Raw genomic sequence first — 14167 nt, 5'->3', positions numbered from 1 at the left:
AGTGCGGGCACACTCTGCTGGGAATTCATAATACTATTTGGGTGGTGTCAAAATGGCTTTGAAGCGGAAATCAATTATAGGGTATTTAATAGCGCTGGCAGTGGTTGTCGTTGCGGCAGTTGCCGGCGGAATCATGGCTAAGGCTGATCCGCAGACCTGGGACAGCATGGCAAAGACCGAATGGTATATATCTACCAATGATACCTTCAAAATTGATAGTGAGGATAAGCTTGCGGGTGTTGCCAAGCTGGTTAATGAAGGCACTGGGAATGGTCTGCAAGGCAAAATTCTTGAAATTACGCGAGACATGGATCTCAAAAACTATCAATGGATTCCCATTGGTACAGCCGAACATCCATTCAAGGGTACTCTGATCACTGAGGGTGGTCTAATCAAGAAAATCTCCAATATGAATGTCGTTACAAATTTGTCCTATCAGGGTCTGGTAGGAAATATGGAGGGCGGGACAGTCGGCGGTCTGACTTTTGAAGGGTCTGGCTCCATCACTGTTACCGGTGTAACCTATGATGTATATGCAGGCTCTGCAGTAGGTAAAATGAGCGGCAGCAGCATCGTTTTCGATATTACCAACAATATCAGTATCAGCACTCACGCTTCTCCGTACCGCTCCTTCACGGGCGGAATTGTCGGAATGGGCGAAGGTATGATCTCTAACTCTATCAACAACGGAACCATTACGGCGCAAGGTTCAGCTGATATCGGCGGGATCCTAGGCTACGGCACATCCAGAGGCATCATCATCAAAAAAGTGGTCAATAATGCAGCAATTCTCGCACAAGGTACTGACAGTGCCGTTCTCACCACAGGCGGGATTGCTGGTCATACTACAGGACCGCTTAGTCTGAATGATGAAGATACTCCGATCATCAATAATGCTTCTGTCACCATCGCCGGCGGAAACCGGGTTGTGGCAGGCGGAATTGCCGGTAAAGTGGACAATACCGTAGTATTCTCTAACATGACTACCAATAAGGGTGTAGTTACGGTTAATGCACCTGCGGCAGAAGGCTCGGCAGCCGGAGCGCTTGTAGGAGCAACGGGTACGGTGGTCAGTCCGGAGGTTGGGATTACGTTTGTAAATTCCGCACCGGTAGTGAATAACGGCGGCAAGAATGTATACACAGGAGGAATTGCCGGATACACCGGCAGCAAATTCACCTGGACACATGCTTACATCAACACGCAGCCGATTACAGCTACAGGTACACAAAATGTATCCACTGGCGGATTTGTCGGACATGCTGCAGGCGGACTGGTAACCAGCAACGCTGCAGCAGGGGTGTTTGAGAATAAAGCGCTTGTCTCGGTTAACGGAGGAACAGGAATCTATACTGGCGGGATTGCCGGTTATGATGCCGGCGGGAATATAGGCCAGGCCTCCTCCACAGGTGCATTGAATGTAAAAGGGACAGCGGATGTATACACCGGCGGTATCGTAGGGTATGAAGCCGGCGGAACGATTACATCATCAGTAACAGGCAAAACCGCAAGCGATCTTCTGGCGATAACTTCGGATGGTACAATCGGCGGAATCGCCGGTTATCTGGAAGGTACCCTGAATGATTCTTCTGTTAAATATGCAACACTTCAGGTAACTTCTGCAGGCGGGATTGCCGGGGGAATTGCCGGTAATGCACAAGGAACCATGAACAACATAACTGCCGGAGATGCTTCCTCGGCAAGCTACAGCACGTTAATTCTGAAAGCTGTGGTAGCTGCTCCGGCAGACGGCCAGGATAACATCACGTTCGGCGGAGTTGTAGGCGTGAACACTAAGCCACTGGTTCTGACGGGTGGTAAGGCTGCCCGGATCAGCTTCCTGAATGAATCCGGCAAAAGCGGATATACCATCGGCGGCGCAGCCGGTAAGCTTACTGCGGATGCGGTAATCGGCACTGTCGCCGTGCCTGCGGAAGTACAGGATTTGCTGGTTGAACTGAAGGCCGACAAGGTCAGCTTCGGCGGCGGCGCAGGGCATAACTCGGCTGCCCAGTTCAACGGACACACGAGCCGTACTGAAATTAAAGCTACAGGTGCTTCGGTAAAAGCTGGCGGAATGTTCGGTGAGAACCATTCGGCAGCAGCGGCTCCGTTCAATCATGCGGAGAATGTAGTCATCACTTCAACGGGTGCGGATAACGTACTCGGCGGTAATACCGGTCTCAATACCGGTCAACTGGTTAACGCTACAGTTACCCGGCTGTCTATTGAGGCGAATGGTGTACGTGCTGAAGCCGGCGGGATTGCCGGACATTCAGAAGGACCGGCAGCTCCTGCTGACCGGGCGGGAATGAAGTCAGCTGTGCTGAATGTTCCCGGGTATGACCCGATGATTACGCTGACTGCTGTGGAATCCAAAGCAGGAGCGATCGTTGGGGCTGCGAAAACTACGGATATTACTAATCCGGAGGTGAACGCAGCGGATGACGCGCAGGCGTTCATCCAAGCGCAGGCAGCTAAACCGTCTGTCGGCGGCTTGGCGGGTACACTGGAGAACAGCGCTATCTACAGTGACAGCAAAATTGTGAATTTGGAAAACATGTTGATTCTGGTAGCGCCAGCCGCTACAGATGCCTATATTGGCGGGATTGTCGGCTACAATGAAGCCTCCAAGCTTGACCGTCTGGTAGGTACAACGGTTAATCTGACGATTAATGCACCACGCGCTACTGCAGGCGGGGTGGCAGGGTACAACCACGGTAGTTCTTCAGGAATTATTGCAAACAGTTATATAGGTGCTCTGAATCTGAAGGCTAACGCCGGAGCAGTTTCATCTTATATCGGGGGGATTGTGGGCTTGAATGATGCCCAGACAATTGATCCCGTATTGAATCCGGCCACAGCGGTTAGTACGATTCAGAATACGCGTACACTCGGAACAGTATCCGCTGTTTCACCTACTTCAATCGTGGGCGGGATGGTCGGCGAGAACCGCACTCTGATTGCCAATAACAGCATTACTGATAAAATCACAGTAATCTCCAGAGGCAATTCTTCCATCATCGGCGGTTTGGCCGGGGTGAACACGGCATCAGGAACTCTCTACTATACGTACTCCAATGCCAACTTGACCATTGAGGGTGTAGGCACACTGGCTGGCGGCTTGGCTGGTGAGAATGCAGGGGCAGTTCTCGGCTCCTATGTAGATATCGACGTTACAGGCAATGCAACTGGAACAGCAAGCGGTTCGGTCTACCTGGGCGGGCTGATCGGCAGAAACACAGCCGGTACGGTGGAGCAATCTTATACCTCCTCCAAGGTTACGGCAAACGGCGTATATTCGAATGTTGGCGGTCTGGTCGGGGAACACTCCGGCGGTACCATCAAGAACTCTTATGTAGCCAAAAGTGTAGCAGCTGCCAAAGCCAATTCTTACGTTGGCGGTTTCATCGGCAGAATAACTAACGGTAAAGTGAACAATGTATACTCGGCGGCGGAAGTTACTGCTGGTTCGGGCGCTTATGCCGGCGGCTTCGCCGGACGTTATGACAATGCAAGCAAAGAGCTGCTCTACAAGTCTTATTACATTAAAGATGAAGCGCTCAACATCAACTCTGACCTGCCTGATTTCGCAGAGGGCAATCACCGCTGGCTGAATGTGCATGTGCGGCTGACTACGATCCTCTCGGAAACGCTGAAGGACAGAACGGTCTTCCCGGGCTTGTCAGGCTGGGACTTTGAAGGCGCATGGAAATATGGCTCGTTTAACGCAGTATACCAATATCCTGAAGTAAACCGTGCAGCCAATACCGGCGGTGATATCGGCAATGATGTCAATGCCAATATCAACTGGTACATGAAGGATAAGGATGCTATCAACTTCCAGATTACTACGGAAGCAGAGCTTGCCGGTCTGGCAGCAATTGTCAACGGCACGATTGCCGGAGCCGACAAATTCGACTTCACGGACAGAACCGTGACGATCATGAATCCGATCCATATCCAGTCCAAGCAGTGGGTGCCGATCGGCAACAAGGAAGCCAATCCTTTTGAAGGAACCTTCGAAGGAAACAATCACTTGATCGATGGCTTAACCTTGCAGCCGGTGTACACTCATTCCGGATTGTTCGGAGTCATCGGTACGAAGGCGATCGTCCAGAATATCAATCTGGAGCCGCTCTCTGTTGCGGGCAACCAGTACACCGGAGTCCTTGCCGGGATGAACCTGGGTACAGTGAACAATGTGGATCTTAAGCTGCTTGGCGGCGTGAAGGTCAGCGGCGGAATTGTCGGGGGGATGATCGGCAGCAACTCGGGCAGTATTACCGGACTCCACCTTACGCTGGACGGCGGAAGCCGGATTGAGACGGTTGCTGACCACGGCATTGCCGGTGGACTGATCGGTGAGAATACAGCAGATTTCACAGCCGGGACTTATACCATTAAGGATATAGACGGAAGCACCGGCAGCGCTGCTGATCATGCGATTGTCGGCGGACTTATCGGAGTCCAGACGGGCGATGTAACAGGTCTTGAGCATGAAGTGAATTCGCGGTACCGGGTTTCGGCTACGGGGATGGAATCCACTGTCGGCGGACTCATTGGCCAATTCACCTCGGGCCAGGCGAAGGATATTACGCTGACCTTCGCTGATGGAACGCTTGAAGCACGCGGACTCGGATCGATTCTCGGTGGCATCATCGGCCAATCGGATGCCGGAAACAGCATCAGCAATGTCACAGTGACAGGCTTCGGAAGCGGTGTGCAGTTGACCGCCAACGGTACTGCCGGTGGTGTTGTAGGCGTTAAAGAAGGCAAGCTGGGCGGAATGTTGGCCCGGTCCATTGATCCGGGAAACAGCTTTGACATTGAACATGCAGCAGTTGAAGGCGTGAAGCTGTCTACTACGGGTGACAGCCTGAAGGCTGTTATCGGGGGGATTGCCGGATCGGCTGTCCATACGGCGATCCATGATGTCCGGTTCAATGCTTCTCTGCAGGCCGCAGGTGAAGAGATTACTGCGGGAGGTATCCTGGGAGAGAGTGTGAATTCTATCCTGTACCATGCAGAGGCATCACCTGATCTTCAGGTTGCAGCGAAGAACGGCGATGCAGCAGTCGGCGGGATTGCCGGAACAGTCTCTGCGGATGATATCCACCGGGGCTATGATTTCGGCAAAGCCTATCCACTGTACAGCGGCATTTACATTGCCAAAGTTCAAAGCGGCAAGATAACGGTCACTGGAGCAGACAATAGTGCTGATCTCTATGTGGGCGGTGTGGCAGGCAAGAACGACAATGCCTCAATCTATAGTTCAGAGGTTGCTTCCGGGCTGAATGTAACCGGCGGCAACACAGTAAATGCAGGCGGAGTTGCCGGATACAGCAGCGGTATCATTGTAGATACCATCGTGAAGACCGGTCTGCATGCGGATACCAGCAGAGTGTATAATGCCGGCGGACTTGTCGGCTGGGGATCAGGCGGCGAGATTCATTACAGCAAGGTGATCGCCGGATCTGGACAAGCTCTGACGGTTGGCACAGCGTTAACGCTGGGTCAATCTGTACCGGCGACACATGCCGGCGGGGTAATCGGTATGGGGGATACTATCAAAATTACGCATACCCATACGGATATTCCGGTACAAATCACCGATACCAATCAGGACAATACCATCTATGCGGGCGGTTTTGCCGGACTTCTGGGTGATAATGGTACGCTTGCAGGACAAATTCAGAAATCCTATGCAGCAGGCAAGCTGAATGTCAGCGGCAGATTAGGCTCTTATGTCGGCGGCTTCGCGGGTTCTGTAGATCATTATTCGATTACGGACTCTTATGCTTCCGGTGACATCAGCAATACCGGCTTCGACACACGCAGCGGCGGTTTCGCAGCAGCGGTGGAGAGAAGCGGCAGCATCAGCAATTCTTACGCATTGCAGAACAAGATTTCTACAGTCGGAGTGAAGTCTTCAACCCGTTCTTACAACGGCGGCTTTGCCGGTTATAATGACGGGACTCTGACGGGCGTCTATGCCAATGTTCCGGAGATTTCCGTTAATGTAGCAGGCAATAACGTCTCTACAGGCGCACTGGTCGGCTATAACTTCCGGGACGGCAAAATTACCGGTTCGTCGTATACGACAGGTACGCTTACGGCTGGACTGAAGGCAGTAGGCCACAATGCAGGTGCGGTAGCTGGCGCCGTGAGTTCAGCAGCGGTTAATCCGCTCAGCTCAGGCACATGGATTATGGATTATGATACCTCCTTCCTGAACGAACTGACAGACGGAACAATCACGGTTCAGACTCCGCTGCAGCTCTCGGGTGCAGTTATGTTCTATAACGAGACAGGCCTGAATTATTACAAGCTGTTCAACAGAACAGCTGACGACAAACCGGAGCTGGCAACCATCCTGCTTGGGGCGGATATTAATCTTGCCGGAAGCACTTGGACCGCATTCGACAGCTTTAAGGGAGTATTTGACGGTCAAGGCCATACAATTAGCGGACTTTCACTGAAACTCTCTGAGCAGCAGACGGCCGGATTCATTAAAGAAAACCATGGCCAGATTCTGAATGTTAACTTTACCGGAGCGGATATTTCCGGCGCAGTAAATTCCGGTATTGCTGCAGGGATCAATCACACAGGTGCAGTAATCCGCAAGGTTAACGTCAGTGGTTCTGTAGCTGGCAGTGCCACGGCAGGCGGGGCTGCAGGTGTGAATCTAGGCCTCATTGAGAAGGCTGCTAATGACGGAGTGACTCTTTCGGGACAGGGCCGTAAAGGCGGAATTGCCGGACGTAACGCCGGAGTGATTCACCAGGCAGTGTCCAAAGGCAATATTGATGTTACTGCCACACTGGCAACCGGCGGCATTGCCGGTGAGAACAGTGCGGAAGGTACAATTTCTGAGTCGATTGTCTATGGCGATATCCATGTGGCTTCGGCCCAGGCTATAGCCGGAGGGATCAGCGGTCTGAACGCGGGAGAGATCAAGAACAGCTATTCTGCCGGGGCCATTTACGCAGAAGGAATGTCTACAGCATGGGCTGGCGGTATCGTCGGTCTGGCGGAGAGCGGAGCGATTACTTCTTCCCTGAATACCGGAGAAGTGAAAGCTGGAGTGAAAGGCAAAATTCTTCCGCTGCAGGCCTTCTTCGGAGGGATTGCCGGACAGAAGTCTGATCATGCAACCATCAGCCAATCCTTGTTCAACAGACAAATGCTGAAGAATAATATTGCCTTCTACAATCTGGATGGCCAAGCAGTGGCTGGCAACAGCAGCAGTGCAATGGGGCTGCTTGGCACAGAGCTTACCAGCCCGAATCTTCCAGCAGGTCTGGATGCCGGAATCTGGACAGCACAGAACACATTCTATCCGGTACTTCTGGCCTTTGACGGAACAGAAGAAGGAACTCTTGCTTCAGCGGCTGTTATACTGAACCCGCAGGATCTGATTAACCGTGTAGGTTCGGCATTCAGCTTGAGCGGCAGCGGAGCACTGGTATGGAGTGCTGATCCGTCCAGGGCTGATGTGAACGGTGCTGCAGGAAGCTTGAAACAGGGCGGCAGCGCAGTGCTGAAGGCAACAGCCGGAGGACAGAGCAGAAGCATTACAGTTAATGCGGCTACACTGCAATACCCTGGCTCGGCAGCTGCACCAACTGCAACACCTGCGGAGCTGAGCTTCTCGACGGAAGTGAAAGTAGAGCTGACAACAGCGGAGCCGGACGGCCAAATTTATTACACGCTCGACGGCACAGATCCTACGGAAGCTTCTCAGTTATACAGCGAAGCGATTGTGCTGAAGGACAAGACGACTGTTAAAGCCGTCACCATTGTTCCGGGCAAAGAATACAGCAAGGTATCGGCCTGGACCTGGACGCTGTTAGTTTCCAGCGGTGGCGGTGGCGGCGGCGGTGGCGGTGGCGGTGGCGGTGCAGTTGTGCCGACCCCGATCCCAACACCAACTCCTGTTCCGGTGATTACCGCTATTGCCGGTACTACGACGGTGAATGGAGACAGTGAAGCTCCAGTGAAGATTGCCAAGAACAGCAAGCTGAAGCTGACAGCTCCGGAAGGGCAGACGATCTACTATACAACGGACGGAAGCACGCCGACAGTAAACAGCACGAAATATACCGGTGAGCTGTTGATTACCAAGACCATGACGATCAAAATGATCACAGATAAAAATGATACTGTGACTACCATTGAATATGTAGCGGAGAATGCCAAATACAGCCTGAAGAGCAATGCGGGAGAAATTAAGTATATCGCTGCTTATCCGAATGGTTTGTTTATGCCTAATGCAGCCATTACCAGATATGAGCTGATCCAATCCCTTGCTCCGCTGCTGGATATGGAAGACGTGAATGTAGGAAACCTGTTCAATGATGTAAGTGCAGGCAACGAGGCTTTGACCGGATTCTTCGCTTCGGCAGGCATTATTGAAGGCTATCCGGACGGCGGCTTCGGCGGAACGAAGGGCTTGACGAGAGCCGAGTTCTCCAAGATCATGACTACAGTGCTGAAGCTGGATGTTACAGATACCGGAATTACGAAGCAGTCGGATCTGAAGGGCCACTGGTCAGAGAATTATGTGAATGCCCTGTCCAAAGCAGGTTATGTGCAAGGCTTCCCTGACGGCACATTTAAACCGGGATCACCGATTACCCGTGCTCAGGCTGTAGTGCTGATCAACCGGATTGCCGGTACGAAGAAGCTGGCTGTAACAGCAGTACGCTTCAAGGATCTTCCGGCAACACACTGGGCTTACAAAGACATCATGTCGGTTGTGCAATAATTTGTAATTCTTTGATGAAGGAGATTGGCGGATGAAAACAAAACTGCTTGCCGTAAGCCTGATCTTCTCGTTGATCTCGGCAGTGCTCTTCTATTCAGACACTACCAGCGCCGACACACCAAGTGTGTATAACGCTGAACAGAGCTACGGAATTGCGAATGAAGCCATGTTTTATCTGCGGGTACTCAAAAGTGACGGCACCGCAAGTTCCACGGGGACAGGAATTATCCTGTCTCCGGCAGGAACAGCAGCAACGGCGTATCACGTGGTCAAAGGTGCGGAGCGGATGGAAGGGGTGATGGCGGATGGTAGTATTATCAGTCCGATCAAAGTCACGAAATTCGATGAGCTTAAGGATGTGGCTGTTCTTGAATTGCCAAGTCCTGCTGCTATGAAGCAGAAGGGTAATGCGTATGCTTATCTTCCGCTGCGTAAGGACGTCCTGAAGCATGGAGAAGCTGTATTCGCACTGGGCTATCCGCTTAAGAATACAGCGATTATCACCGAAGGGATTGTCAACACGCCTGCTGCGGAGATCAATGGAAGAAGCCGGATTCTGACTTCGGCCCAGGTGGCAAGCGGGATGTCAGGAGGTCCGCTGCTGGATACACATGGCCAGCTTGCGGGAATTATCTCCGGTTCGCTGCGGACCATGAACAACATTCATCTGGTTGTAAATATGGAGGATCTGCGCAGCCTGCTGCCGGCAAACTTCAAGTAAAGTTCACTTCAGAAGCAGCTCAGACAACAATGAAGGCTGCAAAATAATAATAACAATGGCTGTCCTCTGACGTTTGGAGCAAACGGGGGACAGCACTTTTTTTAGACACCTGTACCGATAGACTGCGTAATTCACCCGTCCGGAAGGAGGAGGAACCCGAGTGATCAAGGCATTTCTGCTGGATATGAACCAGAAGGATCTCTATAAGCTGTCTTCCATGCTGCAGCATACAGGTAAAGTGAATGTAATTGGCATGTCGGCCTATCCCGAGAACGTCGTGGACAAAATTGTCCTGCTGCAGCCGGATGTGCTGTTCCTGGATCTTCAACTGCCCGGCCAGCAGGGAATAGTTGTAGCCGAACGTGTAAAAAAGAAGCTGCCGGATATTCAGATTGTGATTGTCACCGAGAGCAAACAGCATGCCCTATGGGCCTTCGACCAAGACATTGTGGATTATGTGCTGAAGCCGCTGGAGGAGGTCCGCCTGGGCCAGTCACTCGAACGGCTGCGTAAGGGAAGCTGAAGCGTATGCTGGAGTAAGCCCGAAGCCGCCAGACTGAATCAGGATGCCGGAAGTCTCTCTCCATGTTACAATAAACGGACAAGCAGAAAGGATGGGTGATTTAGTTGAAGTATGATTTTAACCGTATCATTGACCGCCGCAATACCCGCTCATACAAATGGGACCAGTCCGAGAAGCTGTTCGGAGACAAGGAGATTCTTCCGCTTTGGGTCGCGGATATGGACTTTGAGAGCCCCCCTGCCGTGAAGGAAGCGATTCTGCGCCGTGTACAGGAAGGGGTGTACGGCTATAGTGTGACGAGTGACTCCTACAAGGAGGCGATTGCCGGGTGGTACCGCAGCCGTCATGACTGGGAGATTCAGAAGGAATGGATCACCGATTCTCCGGGAATTGTGACCTCGCTCAGCCTGTCCGTAGAGCTGTTCAGCCAGCCGGGAGATCAGGTGATTCTGCAGTCGCCGGTCTACTATCCTTTCTATGATGTAATCCGGATGAATGACCGCAAGGTGGCGATCAACCCGCTGAAGCTGGAAGAAGGCCATTATGTTATGGATTATATCCAGCTTGAAGAACTGATGGCCGGCGGCGCCAAGCTGCTGCTGCTGTGCAGTCCGCATAATCCTGGCGGCAGAGTGTGGGAGCGGGAGGAGCTGCTGCGTCTTGGTGAGCTGTGCCTGCGGTATGGTGTAACGGTAATCTCGGATGAGATCCATTGCGATATGGCAATGCCGGGCTACAAGCATATCCCGTTTGCGTCCCTGTCGCCGGAGCTGTCGGATATTACACTGACTACGCTGGCAGCGACCAAAACCTTCAATCTGCCGGGCCTGCAAACCTCGTATATCGTAACCTCTAGTCCCGAGCTGAAGCGGAAATTCGAGTACAAGCTGAAGGCACTCAGTCTGCATATGTCGGCATTCTTCACGCTGGAGGCGGTTGAGGCGGCTTATAATGAAGGCGGAGAATGGCTGGATGAGCTGGTGCAGCATATCAGCGGCAATGCGGAGTATGCCATCAGCTACCTCGCAGAGCATTTGCCACAGGTGAAGCCAATGAAACCCGAAGCTACCTATCTGCTGTGGATCGATTGCCGGGCCCTGGGCCTGGATGCGGACGGACTCAAGAACCTGATGTACCGCGAGGCCAAGGTGGCTTTTAACGAAGGCTCTGTCTTCGGAACGGAAGGCCAAGGCCATCTGCGCATCAATCTGGCCTGTCCGCGTTCCGTTCTTGCCGAAGCGCTGGAGCGGTTCACTCAGGCTGCTGCCCCTTATGTTCAGCAATAAAGCTTATACGTATGCTTGTAGCTGCGGCATATAGTTGTATACTGTGCAATTACAAGCAGCGAAAAGGTAGCGTACCATAAATCAGACGCTATATTAAAACATTTACAGCGATCAAGAAATCCGCGCCCTTAGGGGTAGCGGATTTCTTGTTATACCGCTGTCTGCGAAGATTGAAGGTGTCCCGCCAACCTCGCGGTGAACACCCCTTGCTGCCCCTTCCCGGCATGCGCTTCAACCACAACCGCTTATTGAGCAGACCGCAGACCCGTGTTAAGATGGGCAGTACGGCTGATAGAGTAAGTATATATAGAGAGTGGGAGAGATAGAGATGAGTAGCAGCAATACAACCCGGATGATTATTGATTGTGATACAGGAATAGACGATGCTTTGGCTATTCTATATGCCCTCCGCACACCGGAAGTGGTAGTTGAGGGGATAACGACGGTGTTTGGTAATATTGATGTGCAGCAGGCGGCGGATAATACCTTGCGGCTGCTTGCACTCGCAGATCCCGGATACGACATTCCGGTAGCGCTTGGAGCGTCCAAGGCACTGGTGCGCGAACTGACAGGCTTCTCGACCCATGTGCATGGGGAGAATGGGATTGGCGGCGTTCAGCTTCCCCCTTCCCGGCAAGTGCCGGTGCAGGAGACAGCGGCGGAGTTCATTGTGCGGATGGCGGATGAGAACCCGGGTGAGATTGTGCTGGTAACGCTCGGACGGCTGACCAATCTGTCGCTCGCGCTGGATTTGGACCCGCAGTTGACCTCCAAGCTGAAGAAGGTAGTGGTCATGGGCGGCACGGTCTTTAAGCCGGGCAATGTGACTCCGGTGGCCGAAGCTAATCTGTGGGGCGACCCGGAAGCGGCTGACCGTGTATTCACCTCTGGGCTGCCTGTGCTGATGATCGGGCTGGACGTTACACTGCAGACACGGATTACCTCAGAGCATCTTGAGCTGCTGAAGCGCCATGGGCGCGAAGAGAACAAGTCCATCATAGACTTCATGGAGGAGTCACTCGAATACTATTTCAGATTTTACCGGGAAGCCAATTATCTGATCAACAGTGCGCCGCTGCATGATCCGCTGGCCCTCATGGCTGCGCTGCAGCCGGATCTGGTGACTACGCGCCGGATGAAGGTCCGCGTGGAGCATCAGGGAGAGTTCACCTCAGGTATGGTCGTGGCAGATTTGCGGCCGCAGCCGAAGGTCGGACATTTCATCGAAGTGGCGGTGGATGTGGAGGCTGAACGGGCGGTTGGCGTCTTTTTGAGCGCGTTTATGTAAGTGTGAAGTAAGTGGAATGGAATTATGCATCAGCTACCCTACTTCAATAGCAGACAATTGAATCTCCCAATAGTTACAATCTCTTAATTTGCTATAATTTCCTGGTTTGGTAAAATGGTAGGGGATGTAAGATTGAGAGATTCATAATCTATCTATAAGAGAATGGGGAACTTATTAATGAAGCATCTGGCTAAAATAGTATTATGCGCAGCGATCTCACTGGGTAGCTACTCGGCACTCCCTGCAAGTGCTGCACAGGCGGCACCAGGCGGTGTCAGTATTCTGCTGGACGGCTATCCGCTGCCCTTTCCGGTAGAACCGGTAGTCATGAGCGGAACGACAATGGTACCTTTCCGTGCGATTTCTGAGGCACTGGGCATTGGGGTGGAATGGAACCAGGCGGCCCGCCAGATTACCGCGACGCAGAAGTCCGCTGCTGAAGCATCTCCGGCAAAAGTTATCCTGACCCTGGGCAGTAAAAATGCATCCGTGAACGGAACCGTAGTGAAGCTTGATGTAGCGCCGCAGAATATCCGCGGGACGACGATGATTCCGCTCAAGTTCTTCAGCCAGCAGTTTGGAGCGGTTGCTTCCTGGAATCAGGCTTCCAAGACCGTATCCATTACATCGCCCAAGCGGGATCTGTACACTTTAGGATTCTATGCGCAGAAGGCCTACAGTGAAGTGTCGCTGATTCCAAGCTTTGATGCGGTAGCCTTTGGCTGGAGCCGGATTGACCCTACCGGTCAATTCACTACAACCGGTAAGGATTTCTGGTGGCCGGAGGCTGCAGGAGAGGTAACGCCGGAATCCATTGTCCAGAATGCAGCAGCGGGAGGTACAGCCCCGTATCTGATGGTTTACTCCAGTGACTCAGCTCTGGAACTGAGCAAGAATCTGGCGGACCCGCAGCTGCAGCAGCAGACCATCGCCAGCATCGTGGATCTGGCCTCGCAGAAGGGATTCCAGGGCATTGGACTGGATCTGGAAGGACTGGGCTTGACCGGAGATAAGGCGCTTGTGCAGAGCCAGTATAATGCTTTTGTCAAAAATCTCTCCGTGGCCGCACGCGCTGCCAGTCTGAAGCTGACGGTGATTCTGCATCCGCTCAACAGCTCCTACAAAGGTTATGATTACAAAACGCTTGCTTCTCTCGCTGACGATCTGGTCATTATGGCCTATGCCTACGAGGGCGAGAAGGGGCCGGAGCCGATGGACAAAGTGGATGAAGGTATCCGGCTGGCCCTGCAGCAGGTCAGCAAAGACAAGCTGATTCTCGGCATTTCAGTATTCAGCGAGAATGATTCCTCCGTCAACGCGAAGATTGGCCTGGCCAAACGTTACGGTCTCAAAGGAATTGCCATCTGGCGTCTGGGTCTCATTGGCCAGCCGGTGTTCAGCAGAATGGGAGAATCGGTAGAATTGTAGAATGTGCAGCAAGTATTCATGCAATGATAGCTAAATTTGAATCTGGCTGAAGAGAGACTGCCGTATGGTGATATTGACCGCGCGGCAGTCTTTTTGATGAATATATGATTGTAAATCTTTCATTATATGAGTCCTCCTCAGGTCCTCCTTG

Annotated in this window: 6 protein-coding genes; all 6 read left to right on the top strand. The window is 52.4% G+C overall.

Annotated elements, in window-relative coordinates; genetic code table 11:
- Positions 1-52: 52 nt before the first annotated feature.
- The 6 genes from NYE33_RS28565 (at position 53) to NYE33_RS28540 (ending at position 14016) form a co-directional block, all read left to right on the top strand.
- Entirely contained in the window at positions 53-8770 is an 8718-nt protein-coding gene (locus NYE33_RS28565; RefSeq protein WP_340946944.1) for a chitobiase/beta-hexosaminidase C-terminal domain-containing protein, read from the top strand.
- A gap of 31 nt (positions 8771-8801) precedes the next feature.
- On the top strand, positions 8802-9491 hold the full coding sequence (locus NYE33_RS28560) for a S1 family peptidase (RefSeq protein WP_336103297.1): 690 nt from the start codon (positions 8802-8804) through the stop codon (positions 9489-9491).
- A 160-nt stretch (positions 9492-9651) separates the two neighbouring features.
- Positions 9652-10014 (top strand): LytR/AlgR family response regulator transcription factor, encoded by a 363-nt coding sequence (locus tag NYE33_RS28555; RefSeq protein WP_336103296.1) that lies wholly within the window; start codon positions 9652-9654, stop codon positions 10012-10014.
- A 104-nt stretch (positions 10015-10118) separates the two neighbouring features.
- Positions 10119-11300, top strand: a complete 1182-nt coding sequence (locus NYE33_RS28550; RefSeq protein WP_341068840.1) for a MalY/PatB family protein — start codon at positions 10119-10121, stop codon at positions 11298-11300.
- A 328-nt stretch (positions 11301-11628) separates the two neighbouring features.
- Complete coding sequence (locus NYE33_RS28545; protein WP_076244129.1) at positions 11629-12588, top strand: nucleoside hydrolase; 960 nt, start codon at positions 11629-11631, stop codon at positions 12586-12588.
- 177 nt (positions 12589-12765) lie between these two features.
- A complete protein-coding gene (locus NYE33_RS28540) occupies positions 12766-14016 on the top strand; it encodes a stalk domain-containing protein (RefSeq protein ID WP_042135594.1) in 1251 nt (416 codons plus the stop codon).
- Positions 14017-14167 lie beyond the last annotated feature (151 nt).

It is taken from the genome of Paenibacillus sp. FSL R10-2199, from assembly GCF_038000235.1.
Lineage (GTDB): Bacteria > Bacillota > Bacilli > Paenibacillales > Paenibacillaceae > Paenibacillus_AQ > Paenibacillus_AQ phytohabitans.
The sequence above is the reverse complement of the archived record's forward strand: the minus strand, read 5'-3'. Positions and strand labels throughout refer to the sequence as shown.